We start from the raw sequence: 24,657 nt of genomic DNA on the forward strand, positions 1-24,657 counted from the left end.
ACAGAAAGATCAACTGGTAGTAATCCGTACTGAACATATTATACATTATTTTCAGTATAGTTGAGCTTATTATTGACTAGAGTCATGCTCTACCATCACCACATGGGCAGGGATCCCAGGGGGAAGAGCCTTGCAGCCGGACAAAAAGGCCAGCTCGATTAAGAAGGCAAATCCCCCCACCTCAGCGCCGCTCTGGGCCACCAATTGGGCGGTGGCAGCGGCTGTACCCCCGGTGGCAATGACATCATCCACGATCAACACCCGCTCTCCAGGCCGCAGGGCGTGGGCGTGCAGTTGGAGCTGGTCTTGGCCGTATTCCAGGCTGTAAGTCTGGCTGAGCACCGGCGGCGGCAGTTTGCCTGGCTTGCGAACCGGGACAAAGCCCAAGCCCAGGTGTTGTGCCAAAGCAGCCCCTAAAATGAACCCCCGCGACTCGATGCCGACCACATAATCTAGGGATCCCATGCCGGTGGTGCCGGCGGCCAACTGTTCAATAGCCGCCCGGAAGCCTGCCGGATCCTGCAGCAGGGGGGTCATATCCCGAAAGAGGATGCCGGGTCTGGGAAAATCGGGCACCAAGCGAATGAGGGCTCGCAGATCCATCCTGTTTTCCTCGCTGGCCAGTGGCTTGCTGTTCGCGCTATTCGGACGGAGTCCTCAAAGGACGCTCCAAGCAACCCATCATACTCGGTTAGCTAATGGGCAGATGGGATCCCTTTTGGTCAGTCTGGCAACGGGGAAGATTTTCTATAATTGGCAAGGCTGGGGGCCGCGGCTCACCTAGTCGCCCATCTGTAAAATCGGAGATCTCTCATGCGCTACTACATGGCCATCGACTCCAATCCCCTGGCAAGTTTGCCGCTGGCTCTGTTTGGGGTGAGTAGCGAGGCGGCCTATGTCGATCTGCTGCAAGACAAGCTCATTGTGCGGGCGGGCAGCCTGTTCAACGAGACGTTCTCCTTGAGCGAGTTGGGGCGAGGGGAGCGCTTTCCCTGGCCCTGGTACTACGGGGTGGGCGTGCGCACCGATTTTCAGGGGATCGTTGGCCCGGTCACCAGCACCCAAGGGGTAATTGCCATTCCACTGGTGCAGGAAAAGCCTCTTTTTATTCCGTTGCTGGGGCCGGTGGGGCTGCAAGTGCCCTGCAAAAAGCTGGTCTTCAGCCTCAAAGATCCAGACACCTTCCTGGCCAACTTCAATCAGGGTCGCCCAGAGGTGAACGCCGGCCCGAAGAGTGTGGTGATTGAGTAGATGGGGATCCCTGTGAAACCTGAGAGACGGCGGCCTGTCAAGAGCCTACAGAGATCCCCCAGGGCTTGGGGTGACAGGCCCAGAAGCAACGCGGCTTATGCGACGCAAGCCCGGCAAGCCGGCATCCACCACCACCACACTGCCATCCGCTAAGACTACCAAGCCGGCAGGCTGCTCAAACCGGGCTGCCGAGGTGGGGCCATCCTGCCAACCGCGCTGATTCTGTCCGGCCAAGGTGGAAACTTGTCCCCCAGGCTGAAGACGACGAATGCGATGGTTATCTCGGTCGGCCACCCAGAGGTTGCCTGCCGCATCGAAGGCCAGCCCCCCCAGGGTTTGAAAACGGGCCTCTGCCAGGGGGCCATCCCGATAGCCTGGCTCTGCCCCGGAGAGGGTGGTCACTCGTCCGCCAGCAGAGAGCCGGCGCAGGCGATGTCCATCGGCAATCCAGAGGTTCCCCTCCTTATCCACCGCCAGAGCCGTGGGCTGCAGGAGCTGGGCCTGTTCTGCTGGGCCATCGACGGATCCCGGCTGGCCGGTGCCGGCAACCGTGGTCACTTCACCTGCAGGGGTGATGCGGCGGATGCGGCGATTGGCGCGGTCGGCAACGTAGAGGCTGCCATCTGAACCCAAAGCCAGCCCAGATGGCTCCCGGAACTGAGCTCGGTCAAGCCCCCCATCTCGGTATCCGGCTATACAAGTGCCGGCAAAGGTGCTCACCTGTCGTTGCAGGTTGATATAGCGCAGGCAATGGTTGCCGCTGTCGGCCACCCACAATCCCCCCTTGGGATCCCAGAGCAGCCCCTGTGGGGAGTCAAACTGAGCTTGATTGGCTGCTCCGTCGCGGCGGCCTGCTTGGCCTGTGCCGGCCCAAACTTCCAATTCCCCCTCTGGAGACAGCCGGAAGATGCGGTGCTGGGCTCTATCGGCTAAATAGAAGGCTCCTTCAGGATCCACAGCAATGCCGCTGATTTGCTGCAGGTAGATCCTGGACTCGGTGCCGGTGTTATCAGGGGCGTTGCCGACAGGATCTGCCGCGGGCGAGGTGCGGCCATCCAGCAAAGTTTCCACCACCCAGGCCGATGCTGCCGGAGCAGTGGGGGTGGGAGAGGGGCTGGGGGAAGGAGTAGCGGCAGGCCAATCGTAGACCAGAGTGCCCAACCCTTGCCCGGAAGCATCCGCAACAGCAACCCAAACTGAGCCGGAAAGAGAAGAAGGCGGCATCACCACCAAACGGTCACCGCTGCGGGAGCGAATTTCCCCCTTCAGGATGCGCTCGGGATTGGCTGCTGCAGCAAAGAGAACCGTTTCCACCCGCTCCAAATTTTCCCCTGAGAGCAGCAACGGCTGGCCAAGGGTGGGCGCTGCCGAGCTGGTGTGCAGCAGCGGTACCCCCACCTCAGAGAGCACCAACATCGAAAGGCGACGCTGACGCTCTGTGTCTTGGGGAGGACGGTTAGCACCGCCAGAACTCCCAGAGCGGGCAGAAAGGGTCAGGGATCCCTTCCCCTGCGCCAGAGTGGTGGATCCCCGATAGGCGATGGCGCTGAGCTCCGCTTCTCCGGCGGGAGGATTGGTGAAGGTGAAAGTGGCCGGTTGCCCCAGGCGCAGAGGGGCAGTGGCGGTTTGGCGATAAGTGCCCAGGGTAATGCTCAGGTCGATCCCTTCCACCCCTGGCCAGGTGGGGGTGCGGGCCAGCCAGCGATCCACCTCTGAGGCCGGTAGCTGGGCCACCAGATCGGATCCCTGTTCCTGAAGCAGCAGAACGATGCGGTTGCTGGGCACCGACAAGCCGGACTGGCGGGCTTGCTCGAAAGTCAGAGAAAGCGGGGAGGGAGGGAGAGGAGTTGGAGTTAAAACCGGCTGTAGGGCCGCAGGGGGAACAACGCTGGGAGACAGACTAGAAGAAGAAAGCTCGCCACAGCCCGAGAGAGCCAGCACCAAGGCACTCAGCGCAGGCCAAGGTGGCGGTGTCAGGGAAGCCCGTCGTGGCATGATGCAGCTCATCCCCTCCCACAAACTGGGAAATGGCGGAAACCCAAACCCCCACGCTTACCTTCATCAGCGTACAAACCGGCGAGAATTGCCCAGCACCCTCTCTGCCGCAGGAGCCACCTCGACCAATGCCTTGGCCCCTGAACCGCATTCCTATTCATGACCAACCATCCTCACCCGCAGGTGAGTCGCACTCCTCACTCCATCTATCCTTACTCAAATCCCCACCGAAAGACCAGATAGCAGTTTCAGCGGCCAGGAAATCATCCAGGCCATAGCGGTAGCGCTGTAAGTCGATGCTGCCCGCGTTCGCCCGGTTCGGCTATAGAGTGGGGACAGGCCACTCTCGCGGATGAATCAAGTAGACGGTACCCCCGGAGTGCTCCAGCCACAAGGACTCCAGCTGTTCGCGGCGGTAGGTACGGCGAACCTCTTCGTTGGTTTTGGCCGCCGGATCGTGGACGATGGGATCCCCGTGGCTATCAAATCCCACCAGCACCGCCAAATGACCCTTGCTTTTGGGGATCGGCGCCCCTTCCAGTTCTCCCTCACCCCAAGCATAGCTGAGGATCACCGGAACCCCTGCCGCGATCCAGGCTTCTGCTTGAGCCAAGCTCTCCAGCCGCGCCACCACGCCGGACAAACCCTGCTCGGCAGCATGGGCGACGTTGAAAGCCCAGTTGCCATGGCCCTGGTAAACCCGGTCATACACACCGGCCACTGCTGCGCGCACCAACACCTCACAGGGGCGGGGATCCCGCTTCCAGTAGGCCATCACCATCGCCAAAGAGGTGGGGCTACACCAGACCTCTCCCCCATCGGGGTACACCATCTGGGAGCACCAAGGCAGATCCAAGATTTTGCCCCAGCGGCTGGGATCCCCAGGGGATAGGCGGCTGGGCCTGACCGGCTCGTTGGAAATGGCAACTGCCACCTGATCCACAACGGCAGAACGGCCTGGCTCTTGCGTGAACAGGCGCACCCTGACCTGGAAGGCTTCTGCTCCGTTGAGGGTATCCTTGAGCACCAGCAAGTCCGTGTACAGGTTGCCATCCTCATCCCCTTGTCCTTGCACTGAGTGGCTGGCCAGAGTCAAGGGATCCGCAGCCCATACCCCGCCGTGATACCACTTTGTCCAGCGGTCTGAAAGCTTGGCCCGAATCCACAGTTCCAACCAGGTGCCGGGGGGCGTGGTGGCATTCCAGGAAGCGATTGCCCCGACCATAGGGAAGCTGGTGGGGACTGCTGGGCTGGTGGCTTCTCCCACCCAGTAGGGGCCAAGGGGATAGAAAGGGCGCCCCCGTTCGCGTAAGCGGTGCGGAGCATTATCGCGTAAGCGGGACGGAGTCCTTAGCGCCACCTCAGGCTCTTCAAGGCTGACTTCTTGCCGCAAACCCTCTGGATCCAAGACCAATTGCCCTTGGGCGTTCAGGCGGATCCCTTGGGTTGACCAGTCCTGAAACCCCTGAGCTTCTCCCGCCCGCCAGCGCTGAAACCCGGTGCGATAGGTGGAGTGGGTCTGGGCTTGCATCGTCAAGAGTCCTGGAAAAGTTGGAACAGGCTGGGCCAACGCGGGCAACCCCAGCAAGAGCAGCACAACCCCGCTGACCAGCCCAGGCAGCCCCTGCCGTTCGCGTAAGCGGGACGGAGTCCTTTGGCCACTGCCTTCTGCGAGCATTGTCCGCCTGCCCCCACTAATAGCGCGACACCGCCGGATGTCCACCAATGTACCAGCGCCAGGGGATCTCGGCTCCTTGGGTGATGCCGATGCGGGTGGTTTGGACGATGGACAACTGCGTTTGCCAAGAGGGGGATCCCTCCAGCCAAATGCCTTCCTGGCCGGCTTCCGCCCGCTCTAGCCGCCAGCCGTTGTGGGATCCGTCGATGCGCAGTGCTTGACAGAGCAGGCCCGGCCCCGCCGCCGCCCGTGCTGGCTGATTCTGTTTGTTGGCCGGGATCCAGTCTGGCAGGCGATCCAACTGAGCTGCCCGGATCAGAACCGCCGCCGGGATCCCTTCTGGCTCGGTAACGATATTTAGACAGTGGTAGAGGCCGTAGATGCGATAGATGTAGAGATGCCCTGGCGGGCCAAACATGACCTGGTTGCGTTGGGTCTTGCGGCGGTAGGCATGGCAGGCCGGATCCCCAGCCGTGTAGGCCTCCGTCTCTACGATCTGGGCCCGCACCTGCAGCCCATCGGCAAATTGCCGCACCAGAACCATGCCCAGCAAGGCAGGTGCCACCAGCGGGGCCGGCTGGCTCAACCACTCCACAGCGTCCACGGCAGGCTTGGCAGCCCTCAGCCCCCAGCAACGGCAGGGACGATGCTCACCTCATCCCCATCTTGCAGAGGGGTGTCACATCCCTTGAGGAAGCGAATGTCTTCGCTGTTCACATAAAAGTTGACGAAGCGGCGCAATTCCCCCTTCTCATCGCACAGCCGCGCCTTAATCCCCGGACAGCGTTGTTCCAAAGCATCCAACAATTCGCGGATGGTGGATCCCTCGCAATTCACCACCCCCTGATCCTGGGTGAGCGCCCGCAGCGTGTTGGGAATCAGCACCTTGACTGCCATAGCCCAATGCCTCGTCCATTAACCAACATCAAAAAACTAGGGTAGCAGCACCCCATCGATGCCGTGAATCACGCCGTTGGAAACTGGAATATCCGCCAGGTTCACGTTAGCCCCGTTGACCCGGATGCTGCCATCGGATCCCACCTGTACCTGCAGCGGCAGCCCTGCCAAGGTGGTCAGAGTGGTCGATTGGCCGGGCCGCAGGTCAAACGAGGTAATCCGCCCCGGCACCACATGATACGTGAGAATGCGGGTGAGCTGAGCCCGGCTGGCCGGCTGCAACAGCGTCTCCACCGTACCCGGCGGCAGTTGCCCAAAGGCCACATCGGAAGGGGCAAAGACCGTGAACGGCCCCGGCCCTGCCAACGCCGTATTCAGGCCCGTCGCCCGCAAAGCTGCCGCCAGCGTCGAGTAGCTGCTGGGCAAAGTTTCCAGCTCAACGGCAATGGTGTTTAGCCCTTGAGGCTGGGCCGCAGGAGCAAAGACAAGCGGGGCCACTACAGCCGCCAACGGGATCCAACGGCGAACAAGGCGTTGAACAGAAGGAAAGATAGGCATTGTGCAAAGCTCCTGAGCCAATAGGTCTACGCCAGGGATCTTAACAGTTCTTCATTAAGATTCTGTTAAGAGGCAATGGAGAGGGTCTTCCCTGCAAACCGAGTTCATACTGATGCCTCTTGCCAGTCCAGCCGCTCTAGGGTGCGGGCGCGCTCCAAAGCCTGTTCAAAGCTCTCCAGCCTGGGCGAGATCACCAGCGGATGGCCTACGTGGGCTTGAACCGCCTCCTGGGTCTTCAGGCCGTTGCCGGTAATGTAGGCTACTGTAACCGCCTCCGGATCGATTTGACCGGATTCTGCCAGGTGTTTGAGCACGGCAATGGTGGTGCCGCCGGCAGTCTCGGTGAAGATGCCTTCGGTCTCGGCCAAAAGCTTGATGCCGGCAACAATCTCCGGATCGGCAGCCGTCTCGATCTGGCCGCCGGTTTTGCGGGCGATCTCCAGGGCGTAGATCCCGTCGGCAGGGTTGCCGATGGCGATGGATTTGGCGATGGTATTGGGCTTAACAGGGCTGACAAAATCCCGCCCCTCGCGAAACGCCTGGGCAATGGGCGAACATCCCTGCGCCTGTGCCCCGTGGAAGGCGACCGGCTTATCCGCCACCAGCCCCACCTTCACAAACTCCTGGAAGCCTTTGTAAACCTTGGTGTACAGGGATCCCGAGGCCAGCGGGATCACTACCTGATCCGGCAGTTGCCAGCCCAGTTGCTCCACCACCTCGTAGGCCAGGGTTTTGGAGCCTTCCGAGTAGTAGGGGCGCAGGTTGATGTTGACAAAGCCCCAGCCGTAGCGATCCGCCACCTCGGCGCAGAGGCGGTTCACCTGGTCGTAGTTGCCCTCTACAGCCATAACGGTGGGGTTGTAAATCAGGGATCCCAGCACTTTGCCCGCTTCTAAGTCCGCCGGGATGAAGATGGTGCAGTCCAAGCCGGCGTGGGCGGCAATAGCAGCGGTGGAGTTGGCCAGATTGCCCGTGCTGGCGCAGGAAACGGTGGTAAAACCCAGCTCCTTGGCGCGGGTCAGCGCCACCGACACCACCCGATCCTTGAAGCTGAGGGTGGGCATGTTGACGGCATCGTTCTTGATGTAAAGATTTTTCAATCCCAGCCGCCGACCCAGCCGCTCCGCTTTGATCAGAGGGGTCAGGCCCGTGCCCACATCAATGGGCTTCTCAGAAGTCACCGGCAGAAAAGGCCGATAGCGCCAGATGGAATGCGGCCCGGCCTGGATGCTCTGACGGCTAACCGTGCGCTTCAGCCAGTCGTAGTCATAAGCCACTTCGAGGGGGCCGAAACACAGCTCACAAACATGCTTGGCGACCGGCTCATACTCGGCGCCACACTCCCGACAGCGCAAACGGCTGAAGCCCACCTTGGAGCTGTGCAAGGCAGAGGTCAACGGGGAATCGGCAGGGCTGAGCGGGCGTTCGGAAAGAGTTTGGGACATGGGCAGCCTCAAGGTGAAGGAAAGGGTGGGCGCTGGATTGAACTTACCTATCGTTGGGGGGAATCTTATCACCCGCAATCTGCCGCGTCAACTAAACCCGACTAAAATAGTCTGGATTAGATCCGGTTGAGGATAATGGAATCGGTGCTTGGCTCTCTCAGGCGGGCTGTCTGGTGTTTGTATGAGCCGCAACATCCCTTGGGCGACTCTGCCCTTTCCTCTGGGATCCCCTGCTATCGGCAGCCTTGGGGGAGCTGATCCCAGCGCCCTGAGGTCTCTTCAACTCTTCAATCAGGTGACTTAGGCTGGGAAGTAAACTACCCGACTCCGACCGCTAAAGCGGTACGGAGCGGGCTTTCAGTAGCCCTGAGCCTGCTCTGCTCTACCAGAGAACAAAACAGGCCCGAACCTCTAGGCTGGTTTACGACAGCCCCCAAAAGCGCAATCACATTCGCACCATTCAAATCCGCATCTCCTTCCCATCCACAGTGCCCACACTTGAACGACTTGCCACTGCGGTAGGACTTGCCCTGCTCAGGGTGGATGTGTAAGCACCGGTGACAGGTCTGCGACGTGTAAGCAGGCGGCACAAGAATCAGAGAAACCCCTGCAGCCCTCGCCTTGTATTCCAGAAACTGACGGAGTTGATAAAACGCCCAACTGTTGGCCCTGCGCCTTTCGGCTTTGCTGCGGGGTTGTTGATTGACCCTTTCCCGAATCCCTGTCAAGTCTTCCAGAGCAATAGCGCTATTTGTCGCCTTTGCCCTAGAGACAATAGCTTTGGAGATGCGATGATTGACCCACGCCTGAAAGCGTCTCTCCTTGCCAGACAGCCGTTGCAGCAGTTGACGGCATCTGCGCCGCGAACTGCGGGTGCCCTTACTGGCTTTGCGTTGAAGTACCGCCCTCAACCGGGAGTAGTGGTCTCGGATTCGGTTCAACTGCTGTCCATTCCAGTTATCCCCTTCTGACGTATGGGCAATATCTGTCCTTCCCAAGTCCACCCCCAGCACTCTGCCCGTGCGTTGCGGTGGGGATGGCTCCGTTTCCACACAGATCTGAATAGAGTAGGAGCCGTCTTTACGCTTGACCAGAGTGGCAGATTTGGGATTGGAGCCCGCCAGCCGTTCTCTCTGGTAGCGGCCAATCGCCAGCTCAAAGCGCTCTCGACCCCCAACGGTGGTCAGCGACACCGTCCAGTCTTTCTCGCGAAACGAAAAGATACGGGCATCGTAGGTCGCAAAGCCTCTCTTGAACGCTTTGACCGGACGGTTTTTCTGTTGGGCAACTTTACGGGCACCGGCCAGCCGTCTGCAGACCTGCTGGGCCAGATTACTGGACAAGCCAAACCGAGCGCGAATCTGGTAATAGCAAAGGGACTGGAGTTTGACTGCGTTGACTACTTTTTCTGGTGTGTTTTGGTTGACCCAGTTCAAGGCCTGCACAAAGGCATCCATTGTCGCATCCAACTTTGCAGCTTGCGACTGGGACACCTTGAGCTTGCAGGAGACGGTCAGGACTTGGGTCATGGTTCTATCATAACTTCCGCATTCCTCCCGACACTGACCCTACGGGTACAGTGCGGGGCTCCTGCGATTTCTAGCTGAGCCTCTACCCAACTTTATTTCCCAGGGCAACAGAAAACTTTCCCTACTGCTCTGCCTGCCTCAGGCCGGTCGCAAATAACCCTATCCGTTGCCGCCATCGCTAAGCTGGATAAGCGAGCTGAAATAACCTGAAAATTAAAAGACCGGGGATCCCGGCTATTCATTTTGGAATTGCCACCCTATGCTCAGAGTTGGACGGGACAGCATTGATTTTCTCGATCACTACGATGTGGTGGTGGTCGGCGGGGGGCACTCCGGCTGCGAGGCAGCGTTGGCAGCAGCGCGGCTGGGCTGCAACACCCTCATGCTGACATTGAATCTGGACAAGATCGCCTGGCAACCCTGTAACCCCGCCGTCGGCGGCCCGGCCAAATCGCAGCTGGTGCACGAAATCGATGCCCTCGGCGGCGAGATGGGCAAAATCACCGACCGCACCTATTTGCAAAAGCGGGTGCTCAACCGTTCGCGGGGGCCGGCGGTGTGGGCGCTGCGGGCGCAAACCGACAAAAGGGAATATGCGCGGGTGATGCGCTCGGTGGTGGAAAACCAGCCTAACCTGACGATTCGCGAGGGCACTGTCACCGATTTGGTGTTGGGGCGCAACGACGAGGTGGTGGGCGTGGTCACCCATTTCGGCACCATCTTCGGCTGTCGGGCGGTGATCCTGACCACCGGCACGTTTTTGGGGGGGCGCATCTGGATTGGTCGCCACTGGCAAGCTGCCGGACGGGCAGGGGAATTTGCCGTGGAAGGGCTGACCGACACCCTGCGCCAACTGGGCTTTGAAACGGGCCGGCTGAAAACCGGCACCCCTGCCCGCGTGGATCGGCGCAGCGTGGATTTTTCGGTCATGGAGCGGCAACCGGGGGATCCCGATGTGCGCTGGTTTAGCTTCGACCCCGAGGTGTGGGTGCCAAGGGAGCAGATGGATTGCTACTTGACCCGCACCACCCCAGAGACCCACCGCATCATCCGGGAAAATCTCCACGAAACCCCTGTCTATGGCGGCTGGGTGGAGGCCAAAGGGCCCCGCTACTGCCCCAGCATCGAAGACAAGATTGTCCGCTTTGCCGACAAGGAAAGCCATCAGATTTTTATTGAGCCGGAAGGGCGGGATCTGCCGGAGCTCTACATCCAGGGGTTCTCCACGGGGATGCCTGAGAAAATCCAGATCCAGATGTTGCGCTCCTTGCCTGGCCTGGAGCGGTGCGTCATGCTGCGGCCTGCCTATGCGGTGGAATACGACTATCTGCCGGCCACCCAGCTCTACCCCACTCTGATGACCAAAAAGGTGCAGGGGTTGTTTTGCGCCGGCCAGATCAACGGCACCACCGGCTACGAAGAGGCGGCAGCTCAGGGGCTCATAGCCGGGATCAACGCCGCCCGCCTGGTTCAAGGCAAGCCCCTGGTCACCCTGCCGCGGGAGTCCAGCTACATCGGCACCCTCATCGACGATCTCTGCACCAAAGAACTGCGGGAGCCCTACCGCATGCTCACCAGCCGCTCCGAATACCGCCTCATCCTGCGCTCCGACAATGCCGACCAACGGCTCACCCCCCTGGGGCGAGAATGGGGCTTGATCGATGACCGGCGCTGGGCCCTGTTCCAAGCCAAGCAAGCGCGCATTGCCGCAGAAATCGAGCGCCTGGAAACGCAGCGGGTGAAGGCCCACGACCTGGCCGGCATCCAACTAAGCCAACTGACGGGGCAGGGGATCAAGGGATCCGCCACCCTGGCCGAGATCTTGCGCCGCAACCAGATTCACTACTCCCATCTCCTGGAACTGGGGCTGGGGGATGCGGAGCTGGATCCCTTTGAGCAGGAAGCAGCGGAAATTGCCGTCAAATACAGCGGCTACATCCAGCGGCAGCAGAGCCAAATTGAGCAGGTGAGCAAGCAGTACCACCGCCCTCTGCCCCCCGATCTGGACTACCACTCCATCCCCACCCTCTCCAAAGAGTCGCGGGATAAGCTCTCGGCGGTGCGCCCGCTAACCGTGGGCCAGGCGGCCCGCATCGGCGGTGTCAACCCCGCCGACATCAACGCGCTGCTCATCTACCTTGAGGTGAGGCAACGTCAGAGGGCGGCGGATCCCGTCTGTTCTTCTCTGTGAGCTCCGCCCCCACCCAGGTAGAGGGAAGGGATCCCTTCTAGGGGCATGCGCGAGGCTACCCCCAGCTCCAGCGGCGAGACCTCCCCCCGCAGCCAGTGGCAGAGCCCAGCTGCCCCAATCATGGCGGCATTGTCGGTGCAGAGGGCTAGAGGCGGGATCACCACCCGCAACCCCCTTTGCCGGGCTGCTTCTGTGAGGCGGGCCCTCAGCTCCCGATTGGCAGCTACCCCTCCCGTCAGCAGCAGCGTCGAGAGGCCCAGCGCCTCGGCGCAGGCCACTGCCTTTTCGGTGAGCACATGGGTCAGACAGGCCTGGAAGCTGGCGGCAATGTCGGCAATGGGCAACTCCTGGCCTTGCTGCTGCAACTGCTGGACTAGGCGCAACACCGCCGTTTTCAGGCCACTGAAGCTTGTGTCGTAGGGATGCTCCACTTTGCCCTCGGGCAGGGGAAAGCGCTGCGGATCCCCCTGCTGAGCCCAGCGGTCAATCTGCGGTCCCCCCGGATAGCCCAGCCCCAGCAGCCGCGCCACTTTGTCAAACGCTTCGCCGGCAGCATCGTCGCGGGTGCGACCCACCGTCTGGTACTGCCCGTAGTCCTTCATCCAGATCAAGCTGGTGTGGCCCCCCGACACCAAAAGGCATAGGCAGGGGGGGCGCAGATCGGGCTCGGCCAAAAAGCCGCTAAAGAGATGGCCCTCCAGATGGTGCACCCCGATCAGGGGCTTGTCGTGGAGCAAAGCCAGGGTCTTGGCCCCCATCAGCCCCACCAGCAGGGATCCCACCAGGCCCGGTGCACAGGTTACGGCAATGGCATCTACCTCGGCCACCTCCAATCCGGCCTGCTGCAGAGCAGCCTCTAGCACAAAGGGCAGAGTTTCCACATGCTGACGAGAGGCCACCTCCGGCACCACCCCCCCGTAAGCAGCATGAAGGTCGATTTGGCTGGCCACCACGGAGCTGAGCTGCCGTGGGGCAAACCCCGGCCAGGCTGCATCCGCCGTCACCACAGCCACAGCCGTTTCGTCACAACTGGTTTCGATGGCAAGGACGCAGGGCATGGGAGAGCAGGCTGGGCAAAAGGGATAGGAGAGCTTTGGGATACTTGAGATACTTGAATTAAGAATTGTGTGAGCTAAAACCCGGGATCCGTCGGGGCGAGGCGCTCAGGAGTATGATACTAACCGTTTGGTGCCTGTTTCTGCACTTAGCATCCCTTAGCATTTGGACAGATCTTAGACCCCTACCTCAAGGACACATCCTGCTATGCGAACCTTTTTAAGCCTTCTTTTGGCCCTTTGCATTGCGCTTGGCCTCGCCCAATCTGTGCAGGCAGAGCCCTTGATTGGTCTGAAACCTTGCAGCGAAGTTCCCGCCTTTCAGGCCTTGATGAACGAACGCCTGAGCAGCCTAGAGGAGAAGATCCTCAACGCCAGCCCTGCTATGGCCCCTGTTTACCAGCAAAAGCTGGCCCAAACCAGCAAGCGCTTTGAGCGCTACAGCAAGCTGCTCTGCGGCGAAGAGGGCCTGCCCCACCTGGTTACAGATGGTCGGTTGAACCATGCGGGCGAGTTTCTCATCCCCGGCTTGCTTTTTCTCTACATCGCCGGTTGGCTGGGCTGGGCAGGGCGCTCTTATCTGATTGCCGTGCGGAATAGCGACGAACCGGAGATGAAAGAAAGCATCATCGACGTTCCCTTGGCGCTGCGCTGTTTCCTCACGGCTTTGGCTTGGCCTGCTGCTGCTTTCAAGGAGATTGCCAGCGGCGAAATTCAAGAGCCGGAAGCGGCTGTGCCCATCTCGCCCCGCTGAGCCTGGCTTTCCAACTCGATCTGTTCAACTTTTGAGAGGCATCTATGGCTGATTTCACCAAGTTTCTCACCACTGCCCCGGTGGCGTTTATCCTGTTTGCCAGCTTCGTTTTTGCCCTGTTCATCGAGATCAATCGCTTCTTCCCCGACATTTTGACGTTTTGAGTGCAGGCCAGGGATCCCCAGCGCAACCTACGCCCGGTGGGATCCCTGCTTTTTTAGGCTTTTTTCCATCCTCCTTTGAACTGGACACAGAGTTGCTGAAATGGTCGAACCCAATGCCGATCCTGCTCCGTTGAATAGGTTGAACATGAATAAGGGATACGTCACCGTCCCTGAGGGAGATCCGCAAATTGGGGATCTCTGGACACCGATCAACCACGCGCCTGTTGTCCGGCTGTTGATCGACTGGCTGCCCATCAACCGACCGGGATTGAGTTCCATTTGGCGGGGCTTGGAAATCGGTATGGCCCACGGCTATTGGCTGGTAGGCCCCTTTGCCAAGCTGGGGCCGCTGCGCAACGAGCCCATCGGTCTGCTGAGCGGCTTTTTGGGAGCCTGTGGCCTGATCTTGATTCTGACGGCGGCCCTTTCTCTCTACGGCACTGTTACCTCGCAGCGCAACATAGGGCCGGTAGGGGGATCCCAATCTTGGAGCGAATTGGCCGCTGGCTTTTTGGTAGGGGGTATGGGGGGGGCGGTCGTCGCCTACCTGCTTTTGCTGAATGCAGATCTCCTTGTCCCCGCATCTTAACTGGAGCTATTGGCCATCCGTTGGATCATCCACAACGTCTTTAATCGCTTCTCGAGCATCCTCGACTCCAGGGTGGGTGGCTGCCTTTGTTTGCTCGGCCTTACCTTCCAGCCTTTCACGCTGATCGCTGGCCAGCTCACCCACAATTTCTTGGATTTTGCTCTCCAGATTCTTGGCAGTAACTCCAACTGGCTTTTCAAGGCTCATAACATCAGCCCCTTAACCGGCTTTGCCCTGTCTACTCGATAGCACCTTTTCTCTCTGGGCCTCGTGATCCAAATCACCTGCAAGGGGGGAAAGAGCGCGAGTCAGGCTAGCAGACCAGAGGAAGCTTGTCTTAGCATGGACTGAATCCTGCAATGAGCCGATGACAGCGGTTCTAGACATTTTTTCTGCCTATCTTTCGTGAGCTGCTGTGAACGATCTGCTGTTCGAGCCCACTTCTGAAAGGCTCTCCTTAGCCGAGATCCGTCGCCTATCGCCCGCAGCCTTGGCCTACTTGGGAGACGCCATTTACGAACTGCATGTGCGGCGGCAACGGCTATTTCCTCCGGATCGACTGGAGCGCTATCATCAGCAGGTGGTGAGGCGGGTGCGCGGCTCGGCTCAGGCTAAGCTGCTGTTGGCCCTGTTGCCCCATCTCAACCCCGAAGAGCAGGAAATTGTCCGCTGGGGTCGCAATGGCTGCGGTCGCCCACCCCGACATCTGCCTCTGGCCGATTACCAAAACGCCAGCGGCCTGGAAACAGTTCTGGGCTATCTCTACCTGGCCAATCCCGAACGGCTGCGCCATATCCTCGCCCTCACTGATGTTTTGGCTGAGACCCTAGGCGAGTGGGAAGGTTAGGATAGTCTTTCCGTCTTTCCATCTTCCACGCCCATGCCCAAGACTTCTCAGCGCAAACCTGCTTCACGGCTGTCTCGCTCGGGCAAACTGCAGCCGCGAAGGGCAGGGCAATCCGTTAGCAAGCGGGTACAGCGGCCCAAACGCCGAGACGGGGATCCCAAGCTTGCCACCCAAGAGGCTCCGGTGAAGCCGATCCGCCGCAACGCACAGCGGCAGTGGCCCCAAGGCAAGATGGCTCCTCAACCAGTAGGCGAGCTGGATCCCGGCCTCTCCACTGGCGAGACAGGGATCTTGCCAGGGGAAGTTCAGCCTCAGGCCGACGGGAATCCGGAGACCGAGCTGGAGCAAGAGATTATCTACGGTCGCCGGACAGTACTGGCTGCTTTGAAAAGTCAAGCCACCCTCAATCGGGTTTGGATCTTGCCGAAGTTGCGCTACAGCCCCCAATTTTTGTCTCTGTTGGAAGAAGCCAAAGCGCGGGGCACCGTTATCGACGAAGTGTCTCCAAAGCGGCTGAACGCCCTCACGGCTGGCGCCAACCACCAGGGTATCGCTGCCCAAGCCACGCCTTATCAGTACGTGGCCCTGGAGGATTTGGTGGAAAGAAGCCGGCAGGCCAGCCCCAATCCAGTGCTGGTAGTCCTAGACGGGATCCAGGATCCCCACAACTTGGGAGCCATTGCCCGTAGTGTGGAGGCTTTTGGCATGCAGGGGATGGTGATCCCCCAGCGGCGGGCAGCAGGGGTAACCTCGACGGTGATGAAGGTAGCGGCGGGAGCCCTCTCCACCTTGCCGGTGGCGCGGGTGGTGAATTTGAATCGGGCTTTGGAATACCTCAAAGAGCAGGGGTTTTGGGTTTATGGCACCACCAGCCGAGGGACTGACCTCATCTATAGAGCCGATTTTCAACGGCCCATTGCCTTGGTGGTGGGATCCGAGGGGGAAGGGATTAGCCTGCTCACACAGCGCCATTGTGACCAACTGCTGTCCATTCCCTTGGCAGGCCGTACTGAAAGCTTGAATGCTTCTGTGGCCGCCGGCATTGCCCTCTACGAAATCCACCGGCAGCGCTCTCCCCACCACCTCAAACGCCCTGAGGTTGATACATTCCTCAACAAATCGTCAATAAAAGTAGTAGAATCTAGGGGATTGCAAAAGGACATCCAATGATTGCTAGACTTGATAATGGGGGATGGATCCCGTGAGCAACCCTTTGGTCAGTCTGTTGGATAAGCTGCGCGGCCTGTCGGTCTGGATCGAGATCACCACCGAGGACTGCACCTACTACTACGGCCCCTTCTCCGATGAAGCTGAGGCGGAGCGGCTCAAAGGCCACTACATCGCCGACCTGCAAAAGGAAGGAGCCAAAAAGATCCAGGCTCTGGTGAAGAAAATGCGCCAGCCACAGTCTCTGACGGTGACCCGTACTCCGTCGGGAGCCCGTTCCTGATGTCTGCTACGGCTTATCAAGTAACCCTTCATCACCGCGGCCAAACCTACCGCTTCCCTGCCTCTGCGGATCAGACGGTTTTACAAGCTGCTCTTGAACACGGGATAGAGCTACCTTCCTCTTGTCAGGCGGGGGTTTGCACCACCTGTGCGGGGCGGCTGAGGTCGGGATCTGTGACTCAGACAGAGGCAATGGGGATTGGGCCAGAACTGCAGGCCCAAGGGTTTGTGCTGCTGTGTGTAGCCTATGCTACCTCCGATTTGGAGGTGGAGACCGATCAAGAGGAAGAGGTTTACCGTTTGCAGTTTGGCTCCTAACCGTGCCGGATTTCTGTTCAGGTCTACTTGTTAGCTTATGGGGGTGTGGGGGTAGCTAAGCCCCGCACTGTACCCGTAGGGTCAGTGCCGGGATACAGATACCCCCACATGGTGTATGATAGGAGTAGTTGCACAAAACGGCTTTTGCCGGAATCTGGTGCAACTACGCGGTAGGACATTCCGTGTCTGCTCGTGGAGGGTTCTTGCGTAGGCTCCCCGATGAAGCGAGAAGCCCGCTCCGTACTGACAGCAGTCGGGGTCGGGAGTATGTCACTAGGTGTTGTAGTCATTTCGATTCAAACTAGGACACTGTACCCACAACTAAAACCTTGGTCGCGTCTTCGCGTCAGCGTTGCGGAGCAATAGCGTTGCGGAGCAATAATGCAGGGGCCCAAAAGGTTTTTCTCAGTAGCCCGGCTGTCTCAGCCTAATCTGAAAATACTACATTAGTTTATATTGTTGAGTTTATATTGTTGGATTCTTAGTGTTAGAAGTTATCGAAAGTAAGTCTGTTTCCTTGGCGAGATCAGTTCTCGACTCCTGTGAAGTTGCATTTGTTGCACCTATCTCTGCCGTTGAGCTCGCCTCTCTCTGCCCCGCAACTGGAGCAATCCCTCTGTCAGCAAGTTGACCGGGAGCTGGGCCAGCCGGCTCGGCTTCTGCGCTGGAGCTTGACGGCGGTGGAGGGGGATAGAGCCTGGGTTGAGGTGGTCGCCACCACTGATGAGGGCTACTCGGATTTAGACTAGGACAACTCACTCTTAGTCAGCTTCTTGACAGACGTCTGCAAGAGTTTTCCCAATACCCCAGTGGTCTCAGACCAATCGAGAACCAACAGTTTCATTGCTACGTTAAAGAGATGGTTCATATTGATTGATGGAAATGGCTATCGGTACCCTTGCTCATTTTTGTCGTTTGGCCAATGTCTGTCTCTGCATCTGAACCAACTCCGGCTCCACTGCTGGCCGAGCAGCACCCCCCTGTCGCCCTCACCATCGCTGGATCCGACAGTGGTGGGGGAGCAGGGATCCAAGCGGATCTGCGCACCTTTGCTTTCCAACGGGTACACGGTACCTCTGCCCTGACCTGCGTGACTGCCCAAAATACCCTTGGGGTGAGCCGGGTCGATGCGCTGCCCCCCGAAGCCGTGGCCGCCCAAATCGAGGCTGTGGTGCAGGACATTGGGGTGCAAGGGATCAAGACGGGCATGTTGCTGAATGCCGAGATCGTGCTGGAGGTAGCCCGTCAGGTGGAGCGCTGGGCGTTGCGGCCTCTGGTGGTGGATCCGGTGATGGTGTCCCGCACGGGAGCAAAGTTGCTGGCAGATGAAGCCATTCAGGCCATCCGCGAGCGGCTGATCCCCTTGGCCCAGGTGCTAACCCCCAATCGCTATGAGGCGCAAATTTTAACGGGGCTGCAGCTGCAGTCCCTGGCGGATATGCAAACGGCGGCTCAGCAGATTCGCACCCTGGGCTGTGGAGCGGTGTTGGTCAAAGGTGGGGGTATGCCGGGGGAACTGCAGGGGGTGGATGTGTGGTTCGATGGCGAGCGACTGGAAGTGCTGAAAACAGAGCGGATCCCCACCCGCCACACCCACGGCACCGGCTGTACCCTCTCGGCGGCCATTGCAGCACAGATGGCCTGGGGCAGGGATCCCTTGGCGGCCACAGTGGCGGCCAAAGCCTATGTAACAGAAGCGCTGCGACATCCTTTGGCCATCGGGTCAGGTCAGGGGCCGGTGGGGCACTTCTACCCGCTTCTGTCCGGGATTGGCGAACCTGTGCCATAAGAGAGAAGTCCCTCTCTCTGGCTACTATGGCTGGCCCATTGAATCTTTCTAGGAAGGGATCCCTGCCCAAATGGCGGTTTTGGCTACCCCTACTGCTGCAGCTGGGTATCGTTCTGCTGATACCGGCTCGGCAAGCGCTGACTCTTGCTGTCGGAACCACGATCTACCTGCAAACGGCCCCTATGGATCCCTATGACCTTTTGCGGGGCCGGTATGTGGCCTTGGGCTACGTCGTCGCTCGACGCTCCACCCTAGAGCAACTGCCGGGTTGGTCACCTGAATTGGAGACCCCAGGGATCCTTTATCTGCGCTTGGCTCCCCCCGCAGGGGATCCCACTCAACCTTGGCAAGCAATCGGTGTCAGCCGGGAGATGCCCAAAGATTTGCAGCCTGAAGAGAAAGTACTGCGAGGCTGGTTTGACGGGTGGCAGCTCAAGTTGGGAATCGAAGAATTTTTTATTCCCGAAGCAGCTGGAGATGCCTTGGAAGAAGATATTCGGCGTTACCCTGAAGCCACGCGGGCAGAAGTGAAAGTGGATCCCTGGGGCAAGGCAGCATTGGTCGGCCTCTGGGTAGGGGAGCATCGGTACTAAGTGCTCATTCTGCCCGGCTTTAACGCTTTAACAATTAATCACCATATTGTAAACTACCCGACCCTGACTGCTTCGCAGTACAGGGCGGGCTTTCGGTAGCCCTGCAGTTGGCAAGCCAACCACGAACCTCTAGGCTGGTTTACAGCAGCCCCCAAAAGCGCAATCACATTCGCACCATTCAAATCCGCATCCCCTTCCCATCCACAGTGCCCACACTTAAACTGCTTCCCACTGCGGTAGGATTGCGCAGGGTCGGGATGAATGTGCAAACACCGGTGGCAGGTCTGCGACGTGTAGGCAGGCGGCACCAGAATCAAAGCAACCCCTGCACGCAGAGCCTTGTACTCCAAAAATTGACGGAGTTGATAAAACGCCCAACTGTTGACCCTGCGCCGTTCAGTTTTACTGCGGGGTTGTTGGTTGATGCGCTCCCGGATCCCTGTCAAGTCTTCCAGAGCAAGAGCGCTGTTTGTCGCCTTTGCCCTAGAGACAATAGCTTTGGAGATGCGATGATTGACCCACGTTTTTGCTACGCAACGCTGACGCGACTGAAAGCGTCTCTCCTTGCCAGACAGCCGTTGCAGCAGTTGACGGCATCTGCGCCGCGAACTGCGTGTGCCCTTACTGGCTTTACGTTGGAGTGCCGCCCTCAGCTTGGAGTAGTGGTCTCGGATTCGGTTCAACTGCTGTCCATTCCAGTTATCTCCTTCCGATGTATGAGCAATATCCGTCCTTCCCAAGTCCACCCCCAGCACTCTATCCGTGCGTTGCGGTGGGCACGGTTCCGTTTCCACACAGATTTGAATGGAGTAGGAACCGTCTTTGCGCTTGACCAGAGTGGCAGATTTGGGATTGGAGCCTGCCAACTGTTCTCTCTGGTAGCGGCCAATCGCCAGCTCAAAGCGCTCCCGACCCTCCACCGTGGTCAGCGACACCGTCCAGTCTTTCTCGCGGAACGAAAAGATACGAGCGTCGTAGGTAGCGAAGCCACCCTTGAACGCTTTGACGGGGCGGTTTTTCTGTTGTGCCACCTTGCGAGCAGACGCTACCCGTCTGCATATCTGTTGAGCCAAGTTACTGGACAAGCCGAACCGGGCACGGATTTCGCGGTAGCACAGAGACTGGAGCTTAACGGCGTTGGCGACTTTCTCGGGTGTGTTTTGGTTGACCCAGTTCAAGGCTTGGCCAAAAGCCTCCAAAGTCGCGTCCAACTTGGCGGCTTGCGACTGGGACACCTTGAGCTTGCAGGATACGGTCAGGACTTGGGTCATGGTTCTATTGTAACCTCGCATTCCTCCCGGCACTGACCCTACGGGTAAAGTGCGGGGCTCCTGCGATTTCTAGCTGAATGGGGCAGGGATCCCTATCACTTGCCCCTCGAAACCCTGAAGATGGCGAGAACCGGAGCTGTGCCATTGAGGAGCTTGCTAAGTGCTGCACAGCCTTGCTCAACACCTGAATTAGGGTCATCCCAATTGGGTCAAACTTCTTCAGCTAGAAATCGCAGGAGCCCCGCACTGTACCCGTAGGGTCAGTGCCGGGAGGAATGCGGAAGTTATGATAGAACCATGACCCAAGTCCTGACCGTATCCTGCAAGCTCAAGGCGTACCAGTCGCAAGCCGCCAAATTGGACGCGACTTTGGAGGCTTTTGGCCAAGCCTTGAATTGGGTCAACCAGAACACGCCGGAGAAAGTCGCCAACGCCGTTAAGCTCCAGTCTCTGTGCTACCGCGAAATCCGTGCCCGGTTCGGCTTATCCAGTAACTTGGCAAGGACTACGTCCCGCTTACGCGACCAGCAGGTCTGCAGACGGCTGGCCGGTGCCCGTAAAGTTGCCCGACAGAAAAACCGCCCCGTCAAAGCGTTCAAAGGGGGCTTCGCTACCTACGACGCTCGTATCTTTTCGTTTCGCGAGAAAGACTGGTCGGTGTCGCTGACCACGGTGGAGGGTCGGGAGCGCTTTGAGCTGGCGATTGGCCGCTACCAGAGAGAACGGCTGGCGGGCTCCAATCCCAAATCGGCCACTCTGGTCAAGCGCAAAGACGGTTCCTACTCTATTCAGATCTGTGTGGAAGCGGAGCCATCCCCACCGCAAGGCACGGGTAGAGTGCTGGGGGTGGACTTGGGGAGGACGGATATTGCCCATACGTCAGAAGGGGATAACTGGAATGGACAGCAGTTGAACAGAGTCCGAGACCACTACTCCAAGCTGAGGGCGGCACTCCAACGCAAAGCCAGTAAGGGCACCCGCAGTTCGCGGCGCAGATGCAGAGAACTGTTGCAACGGCTGTCTGGCAAGGAAAGACGCTTTCAGGCGTGGGTCAATCATCGCATCTCCAAAGCTATTGTCTCTAGGGCAAAGGCGACAAATAGCGCTCTTGCTCTGGAAGACTTGACAGGGATAAGGACTCCGTCCCGCTGGCGCGATCGGGAAAGGGTCAATCAACAGCCACGCAGCAAGACAGAGCGTAGGCGGGCAAATAGTTGGGCGTTTTATCAACTCCGTCAATTTTTGGAGTACAAGGCTCTGCGTGCGGGGGTTGCTCTGATTCTTGTTCCGCCTGCCTACACGTCGCAGACCTGCCACCGGTGTTTGCACATTCATCCCGACCCTGCGCAATCCTACCGCAGTGGAAAGAAGTTTAAGTGTGGACACTGTGGATGGGAAGGGGATGCGGATTTGAATGGTGCGAATGTGATTGCGCTTTTGGGGGCTGCTGTAAACCAGCCTAGAGGTTCGTGGTTGGCTTGCCAACTGCAGGGCTACCGAAAGCCCGCTCCGTACCGCTTTAGCGGTCGGAGTCGGGTAGTTTACGTTTTCACTTCCGAATCTCTCCTATCCAACAGGTTTTGCAACCACACCTGAATATCCCGCAGGCTCTCCGGGGAAACTTCATGGCCCATCTCGTACTCGCGATAGGTAAAGTTCAGTGGCAGCGGGGCAAAATAATCCCGGATCTGACGGCCAAAAGCAATCGGCAAAACAGCATCAGCAGTGCCATGAACCACCAGGATGGCCAGGTGTTTCATCCGCTCCGGCTCCACCGCCTCGGCCAGGATCTCTGGAGATAGGCGCCCACTCATTGCCACCACCCCCGCCAGCTTCTCCGGCTGGGTCAGAGCCAAGTACAGGCTCATGATCGCCCCCTGGCTAAACCCCAGCAAATACACCTGCCTGGGATCCAAGGCAATATCCGGGATCCCACTGGGCAGCGTCTGTTCTAGAAAGCGGCTCAGGAGCTGGAGGCTATTGCGCGCTTGCTGGGGATCCCCCACCAGCCCTTCCGGTGTCCAGGCCATTTCAAACCAGGCAAACCCGCCTCCACTCCAAGGAATAGGAGCTCTCAAGCTGATCACCGCCAACCGAGGATCCAGATAGGGGGCCAACTGGAACAAATCCCCCTCGTGGCTGCCGATCCCGTGCAGCATTACCAACGCAGGCGCGGGTCCTAAGCCGACCTGTCGAGGCGGCTGAACGCGGTAGGTGAGGGGGAAAGGAGAAAACACGCCACGGATCCTCAGAAGCAGAGACAAGGTATGGCCGGCCTACGCCCAATCCTGGGGCTGGCGGAGCACCTGGTAGAGCTTAGCTTCCCACGTGTCCGGCTGGGGCTCGTAGCCATATTCCCAGCGCACCAATGGCGGCAAAGACATCAAGATCGACTCGGTGCGGCCCTGGGTCTGGAGTCCAAAGATCGTGCCGCGGTCGTAGACCAAGTTGAACTCCACGTAGCGCCCGCGACGATAGAGCTGGAATTGCCGTTCTCGCTCTCCCCATTCCATCCCCTGCCGCCGCTCCACAATCGGCACATAGGCCGGCAAGAAGGCGTCGCCACAGGCTTGCACCAACTGGAAAAGATGTTCCCAACTGCGGGATCCCACCCGCACCTGTAACGATGGTGGCTCAGAAGCCAGTTGTTCGGGATCCCCTTCCGCCTGACCTTCGGGCCGATAGAGCAGCCCAGGGCGTTCATCCTGATAGTCGAAGAAAATGCCGCCAACGCCGCGCGCCTCGCCGCGATGAGGTAGGAAAAAGTAGCGATCGCACCAGATCTTGAAAACTGGGTAGTAGACGGGATCCAAGCGGTCACAGGCTGCCTTGAGGGTGCGGTGAAAATGGGCCGCATCCTCCTCAAACAGGTAATAGGGGGTGAGATCCATCCCGCCCCCAAACCACCAAACCGGCCCCGCCTCGAAATAGCGATAGTTTAGGTGTACCGTCGGCACATAGGGGTTGCGAGGATGCAACACCATAGAGGTGCCTGTGGCGTAGAAAGGATGCCCTGCCGCTTCTGGACGCTGTTTCAGAATCGAAGGGGGCAGATGGGATCCGAACACCTCGGAAAAATTGACTCCCCCCTGCTCAAACACGTCTCCCTGCTGAATGACCCGCGAGCGCCCGCCCCCTCCTCCAGGGCGTTCCCAACGGTCTTCCCGAAACTTGGCTTTTCCGTCTAGGGCCTCCAGACGGGCACAGATGTCATCTTGTAGGCGCTGCATGAATTGGCTCACCTGTTGACGGGCATCCACTGGCAGCGCTGTAGGGCTTGAGGCCAGCATCATAGTCTTCCAATCTCTCGAAACTCGACAAAAACCTCTCCAGCCCCCATCAAACCTCTCAGACTGGGAGAGCCGAACTGCCAAACTGAAGAGTTCTAACCTGGCCGGGCAAGAAACTCCCTGGAAATCCAGGCCGCTCTTGGATCTTACGTGGGAACCGCCTCATAGGGACGAAGTCGCGCCCATTTGTTCCGTTCCTCGCGAAAGCTCTGGCAGCCCACCACATCCCATTCCATCTCGGTGCCCCCATTGCGGATATTGACATTGATCTGGGGGCCCTGCGGCTCAAAATCCGGCGTCAGTGTGAGATGAGGTTGCTGATGCTGCGCTTCCACGGCATGGTAGGTGGTACAGCGATCCACGTAGTAGCAGTGAATACAAATACACATGGCTGCTGCCTGCAAGAAACGGTTCCCAATCTTGAGGGTAGCATCCTGCCTCCTTCCAGACGGCGGATCCCCTCTTTCTCAGCCGATTCTTGAGATCTTGAGATATTTCTTAGCAAAGAGAGGCATCTCCTCGTCTCTCGTCTAAAATCTCGACATATTTCTCAGGATGGGGCTTGATCTGTCCTTAGGATCGAACCATCCAGGCTATCCAGAGGAACTGCCATGAACACCCACACCCGCTACCGCTTCACCTGCACCCTCTCCTTTGGAGATATCTACGGCCAGATCATCGTTTGGCTGATTGTCATCTTTGCCAGCTTGGCCGCTGCCCTCTCCCTGATGAATAGCCCCCTCTACGCTTTTCTCACCATTGCTCTGATTTTGGTGATTTCTCTGCCTTTCCTGCTCTTCGCCTTCGTGACCACCCTGCTCAATCACATCGAGTTTGCCGTTGTCTCCCCTGAGGAAGAGGAAAATCGCGCTGCTGCTGCGGCTAAGTCGCCCGTGGCCGTCAGCTAGAAATCGCAGGAGCCCCGCACTGTACCCGTAGGGTCAGTGTCGGGAGGAATGCGGAAGTTACGATAGAACCATGACCCAAGTCCTGA

The 24,657-nt window shown here is 58.9% G+C and carries 28 protein-coding genes; 14 read left to right on the plus strand and 14 right to left on the minus strand.

From position 1 onward, the window contains the following. Positions 1–69: 69 nt before the first annotated feature. Entirely contained in the window at positions 70–603 is a 534-nt protein-coding gene (locus ACVWXE_RS11150) for an adenine phosphoribosyltransferase (protein ID WP_414424837.1), read from the minus strand. A 210-nt stretch (positions 604–813) separates the two neighbouring features. On the opposite strand from ACVWXE_RS11150, the gene ACVWXE_RS11155 reads away from it, so the two are divergent. Beyond that, positions 814–1,251: a hypothetical protein gene (locus ACVWXE_RS11155; protein ID WP_011434354.1), complete on the plus strand. Its 438-nt coding sequence runs from the start codon at positions 814–816 to the stop codon at positions 1,249–1,251. 45 nt (positions 1,252–1,296) lie between these two features. Here ACVWXE_RS11155 and ACVWXE_RS11160 read toward each other — a convergent pair whose 3' ends face one another. The 7 genes from ACVWXE_RS11160 to ACVWXE_RS11190 form a co-directional block, all read right to left on the minus strand. Beyond that, the gene (locus ACVWXE_RS11160) at positions 1,297–3,246 is read right to left on the minus strand and encodes an NHL repeat-containing protein (protein WP_457490334.1); all 1,950 of its coding nucleotides are present in this window, start codon (positions 3,244–3,246) and stop codon (positions 1,297–1,299) included. A 322-nt stretch (positions 3,247–3,568) separates the two neighbouring features. Next, positions 3,569–4,924, minus strand: coding sequence for a peptidase C39 family protein (locus tag ACVWXE_RS11165; RefSeq protein WP_457490335.1), 1,356 nt, complete (start codon positions 4,922–4,924; stop codon positions 3,569–3,571). Positions 4,925–4,940: 16 nt separating this feature from the next. Continuing rightward, the gene (locus ACVWXE_RS11170; RefSeq protein WP_011434357.1) at positions 4,941–5,519 is read right to left on the minus strand and encodes a DNA-3-methyladenine glycosylase; all 579 of its coding nucleotides are present in this window, start codon (positions 5,517–5,519) and stop codon (positions 4,941–4,943) included. A 26-nt stretch (positions 5,520–5,545) separates the two neighbouring features. Then, entirely contained in the window at positions 5,546–5,821 is a 276-nt protein-coding gene (locus ACVWXE_RS11175) for a ubiquitin-like small modifier protein 1 (RefSeq protein ID WP_011434358.1), read from the minus strand. 36 nt (positions 5,822–5,857) lie between these two features. Next, complete coding sequence (locus tag ACVWXE_RS11180; protein WP_011434359.1) at positions 5,858–6,379, minus strand: fasciclin domain-containing protein; 522 nt, start codon at positions 6,377–6,379, stop codon at positions 5,858–5,860. Between the two features lie 104 nt (positions 6,380–6,483). Further along, on the minus strand, positions 6,484–7,824 hold the full coding sequence (gene thrC, locus ACVWXE_RS11185) for a threonine synthase (RefSeq protein ID WP_457490336.1): 1,341 nt from the start codon (positions 7,822–7,824) through the stop codon (positions 6,484–6,486). A 317-nt stretch (positions 7,825–8,141) separates the two neighbouring features. Then, entirely contained in the window at positions 8,142–9,353 is a 1,212-nt protein-coding gene (locus ACVWXE_RS11190; RefSeq protein ID WP_457490337.1) for an RNA-guided endonuclease InsQ/TnpB family protein, read from the minus strand. Positions 9,354–9,612: 259 nt separating this feature from the next. Between ACVWXE_RS11190 and mnmG the strand changes: the two genes are divergently transcribed. Continuing rightward, positions 9,613–11,544 (plus strand): tRNA uridine-5-carboxymethylaminomethyl(34) synthesis enzyme MnmG, encoded by a 1,932-nt coding sequence (gene mnmG / locus ACVWXE_RS11195; protein WP_457490338.1) that lies wholly within the window; start codon positions 9,613–9,615, stop codon positions 11,542–11,544. Here the strand turns inward: mnmG and tsaD are convergent. Beyond that, positions 11,508–12,602 (minus strand): tRNA (adenosine(37)-N6)-threonylcarbamoyltransferase complex transferase subunit TsaD, encoded by a 1,095-nt coding sequence (gene tsaD / locus ACVWXE_RS11200; protein WP_457490339.1) that lies wholly within the window; start codon positions 12,600–12,602, stop codon positions 11,508–11,510. The genes mnmG and tsaD overlap by 37 nt on opposite strands. A 205-nt stretch (positions 12,603–12,807) precedes the next feature. Here tsaD and ACVWXE_RS11205 point away from each other — a divergent pair, with 205 nt between their 5' ends. The 3 genes from ACVWXE_RS11205 to ACVWXE_RS11215 all read left to right on the plus strand — a co-directional run bounded on the left by ACVWXE_RS11205 (position 12,808) and on the right by ACVWXE_RS11215 (position 14,106). Then, complete coding sequence (locus tag ACVWXE_RS11205) at positions 12,808–13,353, plus strand: photosystem I reaction center subunit III (protein WP_011434364.1); 546 nt, start codon at positions 12,808–12,810, stop codon at positions 13,351–13,353. Positions 13,354–13,397: 44 nt separating this feature from the next. Then, a complete protein-coding gene (locus tag ACVWXE_RS11210) occupies positions 13,398–13,517 on the plus strand; it encodes a Photosystem I reaction center subunit IX (protein ID WP_457490340.1) in 120 nt (39 codons plus the stop codon). Between the two features lie 100 nt (positions 13,518–13,617). Next, a complete protein-coding gene (locus ACVWXE_RS11215; protein WP_414332284.1) occupies positions 13,618–14,106 on the plus strand; it encodes a photosystem I reaction center protein subunit XI in 489 nt (162 codons plus the stop codon). A gap of 6 nt (positions 14,107–14,112) precedes the next feature. Here the strand turns inward: ACVWXE_RS11215 and ACVWXE_RS11220 are convergent, their stop codons facing one another. After that, on the minus strand, positions 14,113–14,313 hold the full coding sequence (locus ACVWXE_RS11220) for a CsbD family protein (protein WP_041436874.1): 201 nt from the start codon (positions 14,311–14,313) through the stop codon (positions 14,113–14,115). Positions 14,314–14,521: 208 nt separating this feature from the next. Between ACVWXE_RS11220 and ACVWXE_RS11225 the strand changes: the two genes are divergently transcribed. The 7 genes from ACVWXE_RS11225 to ACVWXE_RS11255 all read left to right on the plus strand — a co-directional run bounded on the left by ACVWXE_RS11225 (position 14,522) and on the right by ACVWXE_RS11255 (position 19,102). After that, positions 14,522–14,953, plus strand: a complete 432-nt coding sequence (locus tag ACVWXE_RS11225) for a ribonuclease III domain-containing protein (RefSeq protein ID WP_414349937.1) — start codon at positions 14,522–14,524, stop codon at positions 14,951–14,953. A gap of 33 nt (positions 14,954–14,986) precedes the next feature. Further along, positions 14,987–16,123 (plus strand): 23S rRNA (guanosine(2251)-2'-O)-methyltransferase RlmB, encoded by a 1,137-nt coding sequence (gene rlmB / locus ACVWXE_RS11230; RefSeq protein ID WP_457490341.1) that lies wholly within the window; start codon positions 14,987–14,989, stop codon positions 16,121–16,123. Between the two features lie 22 nt (positions 16,124–16,145). Continuing rightward, positions 16,146–16,403, plus strand: a complete 258-nt coding sequence (locus ACVWXE_RS11235) for a DUF1816 domain-containing protein (RefSeq protein WP_011434370.1) — start codon at positions 16,146–16,148, stop codon at positions 16,401–16,403. After that, positions 16,403–16,720 carry a 2Fe-2S iron-sulfur cluster-binding protein gene (locus tag ACVWXE_RS11240; protein WP_414342213.1) on the plus strand — a complete coding sequence of 106 codons (318 nt, stop codon included), beginning with the start codon at positions 16,403–16,405 and terminating at the stop codon, positions 16,718–16,720. The genes ACVWXE_RS11235 and ACVWXE_RS11240 overlap by 1 nt, the downstream gene beginning before the upstream one ends. A gap of 542 nt (positions 16,721–17,262) precedes the next feature. Beyond that, positions 17,263–17,469 (plus strand): hypothetical protein, encoded by a 207-nt coding sequence (locus ACVWXE_RS11245; RefSeq protein WP_414332282.1) that lies wholly within the window; start codon positions 17,263–17,265, stop codon positions 17,467–17,469. 173 nt (positions 17,470–17,642) lie between these two features. Then, entirely contained in the window at positions 17,643–18,509 is an 867-nt protein-coding gene (gene thiD, locus ACVWXE_RS11250; RefSeq protein ID WP_414522990.1) for a bifunctional hydroxymethylpyrimidine kinase/phosphomethylpyrimidine kinase, read from the plus strand. A 26-nt stretch (positions 18,510–18,535) separates the two neighbouring features. Further along, positions 18,536–19,102, plus strand: a complete 567-nt coding sequence (locus ACVWXE_RS11255; protein ID WP_457490342.1) for a GDYXXLXY domain-containing protein — start codon at positions 18,536–18,538, stop codon at positions 19,100–19,102. Positions 19,103–19,155: 53 nt separating this feature from the next. On the opposite strand, the gene ACVWXE_RS11260 is transcribed toward ACVWXE_RS11255, so the two are convergent. Then, positions 19,156–20,373 carry an RNA-guided endonuclease InsQ/TnpB family protein gene (locus ACVWXE_RS11260; RefSeq protein WP_457490343.1) on the minus strand — a complete coding sequence of 406 codons (1,218 nt, stop codon included), beginning with the start codon at positions 20,371–20,373 and terminating at the stop codon, positions 19,156–19,158. A gap of 297 nt (positions 20,374–20,670) precedes the next feature. Here ACVWXE_RS11260 and ACVWXE_RS11265 point away from each other — a divergent pair, with 297 nt between their 5' ends. Beyond that, a complete protein-coding gene (locus tag ACVWXE_RS11265; RefSeq protein WP_457490344.1) occupies positions 20,671–21,969 on the plus strand; it encodes an RNA-guided endonuclease InsQ/TnpB family protein in 1,299 nt (432 codons plus the stop codon). Here ACVWXE_RS11265 and ACVWXE_RS11270 read toward each other — a convergent pair. From ACVWXE_RS11270 to ACVWXE_RS11280, 3 genes are all read right to left on the minus strand, one after another. Beyond that, a complete protein-coding gene (locus ACVWXE_RS11270) occupies positions 21,915–22,610 on the minus strand; it encodes an alpha/beta hydrolase (protein ID WP_457490345.1) in 696 nt (231 codons plus the stop codon). The two genes, ACVWXE_RS11265 and ACVWXE_RS11270, sit on opposite strands and share 55 nt — an antisense overlap. 39 nt (positions 22,611–22,649) lie before the next feature. Beyond that, positions 22,650–23,663 (minus strand): oxygen-dependent coproporphyrinogen oxidase, encoded by a 1,014-nt coding sequence (gene hemF / locus ACVWXE_RS11275; protein WP_457445293.1) that lies wholly within the window; start codon positions 23,661–23,663, stop codon positions 22,650–22,652. A gap of 146 nt (positions 23,664–23,809) precedes the next feature. Then, positions 23,810–24,052 (minus strand): Ycf34 family protein, encoded by a 243-nt coding sequence (locus tag ACVWXE_RS11280; protein ID WP_011434378.1) that lies wholly within the window; start codon positions 24,050–24,052, stop codon positions 23,810–23,812. Positions 24,053–24,274: 222 nt separating this feature from the next. Between ACVWXE_RS11280 and ACVWXE_RS11285 the strand changes: the two genes are divergently transcribed. Continuing rightward, positions 24,275–24,571, plus strand: a complete 297-nt coding sequence (locus tag ACVWXE_RS11285) for a hypothetical protein (protein WP_457490346.1) — start codon at positions 24,275–24,277, stop codon at positions 24,569–24,571. Positions 24,572–24,657: the final 86 nt, after the last annotated feature.

The sequence above is a fragment of the Thermostichus sp. MS-CIW-41 genome, assembly GCF_054058915.1.

Excerpts from the sequence above, each read along its gene's own strand:
- ACVWXE_RS11215 (WP_414332284.1), top strand. The coding sequence starts at position 13,618 with ATGGTCGAACCCAATGCCGATCCTGCTCCGTTGAATAGGTTGAACATG.
- ACVWXE_RS11210 (WP_457490340.1), top strand. The coding sequence starts at position 13,398 with ATGGCTGATTTCACCAAGTTTCTCACCACTGCCCCGGTGGCGTTTATC.
- ACVWXE_RS11160 (WP_457490334.1), bottom strand. The coding sequence starts at position 3,246 with ATGCCACGACGGGCTTCCCTGACACCGCCACCTTGGCCTGCGCTGAGT.
- hemF (WP_457445293.1), bottom strand. The coding sequence starts at position 23,663 with ATGCTGGCCTCAAGCCCTACAGCGCTGCCAGTGGATGCCCGTCAACAG.
- tsaD (WP_457490339.1), bottom strand. The coding sequence starts at position 12,602 with ATGCCCTGCGTCCTTGCCATCGAAACCAGTTGTGACGAAACGGCTGTG.
- ACVWXE_RS11240 (WP_414342213.1), top strand. The coding sequence starts at position 16,403 with ATGTCTGCTACGGCTTATCAAGTAACCCTTCATCACCGCGGCCAAACC.
- ACVWXE_RS11175 (WP_011434358.1), bottom strand. The coding sequence starts at position 5,821 with ATGGCAGTCAAGGTGCTGATTCCCAACACGCTGCGGGCGCTCACCCAG.
- ACVWXE_RS11280 (WP_011434378.1), bottom strand. The coding sequence starts at position 24,052 with ATGTGTATTTGTATTCACTGCTACTACGTGGATCGCTGTACCACCTAC.
- ACVWXE_RS11265 (WP_457490344.1), top strand. The coding sequence starts at position 20,671 with ATGACCCAAGTCCTGACCGTATCCTGCAAGCTCAAGGCGTACCAGTCG.
- ACVWXE_RS11235 (WP_011434370.1), top strand. The coding sequence starts at position 16,146 with ATGGATCCCGTGAGCAACCCTTTGGTCAGTCTGTTGGATAAGCTGCGC.
- thiD (WP_414522990.1), top strand. The coding sequence starts at position 17,643 with ATGTCTGTCTCTGCATCTGAACCAACTCCGGCTCCACTGCTGGCCGAG.
- ACVWXE_RS11255 (WP_457490342.1), top strand. The coding sequence starts at position 18,536 with ATGGCTGGCCCATTGAATCTTTCTAGGAAGGGATCCCTGCCCAAATGG.
- thrC (WP_457490336.1), bottom strand. The coding sequence starts at position 7,824 with ATGTCCCAAACTCTTTCCGAACGCCCGCTCAGCCCTGCCGATTCCCCG.
- ACVWXE_RS11205 (WP_011434364.1), top strand. The coding sequence starts at position 12,808 with ATGCGAACCTTTTTAAGCCTTCTTTTGGCCCTTTGCATTGCGCTTGGC.
- ACVWXE_RS11180 (WP_011434359.1), bottom strand. The coding sequence starts at position 6,379 with ATGCCTATCTTTCCTTCTGTTCAACGCCTTGTTCGCCGTTGGATCCCG.
- ACVWXE_RS11155 (WP_011434354.1), top strand. The coding sequence starts at position 814 with ATGCGCTACTACATGGCCATCGACTCCAATCCCCTGGCAAGTTTGCCG.
- ACVWXE_RS11220 (WP_041436874.1), bottom strand. The coding sequence starts at position 14,313 with ATGAGCCTTGAAAAGCCAGTTGGAGTTACTGCCAAGAATCTGGAGAGC.
- ACVWXE_RS11165 (WP_457490335.1), bottom strand. The coding sequence starts at position 4,924 with ATGCTCGCAGAAGGCAGTGGCCAAAGGACTCCGTCCCGCTTACGCGAA.
- ACVWXE_RS11150 (WP_414424837.1), bottom strand. The coding sequence starts at position 603 with ATGGATCTGCGAGCCCTCATTCGCTTGGTGCCCGATTTTCCCAGACCC.
- ACVWXE_RS11285 (WP_457490346.1), top strand. The coding sequence starts at position 24,275 with ATGAACACCCACACCCGCTACCGCTTCACCTGCACCCTCTCCTTTGGA.
- ACVWXE_RS11190 (WP_457490337.1), bottom strand. The coding sequence starts at position 9,353 with ATGACCCAAGTCCTGACCGTCTCCTGCAAGCTCAAGGTGTCCCAGTCG.
- rlmB (WP_457490341.1), top strand. The coding sequence starts at position 14,987 with ATGCCCAAGACTTCTCAGCGCAAACCTGCTTCACGGCTGTCTCGCTCG.
- ACVWXE_RS11260 (WP_457490343.1), bottom strand. The coding sequence starts at position 20,373 with ATGACCCAAGTCCTGACCGTATCCTGCAAGCTCAAGGTGTCCCAGTCG.
- mnmG (WP_457490338.1), top strand. The coding sequence starts at position 9,613 with ATGCTCAGAGTTGGACGGGACAGCATTGATTTTCTCGATCACTACGAT.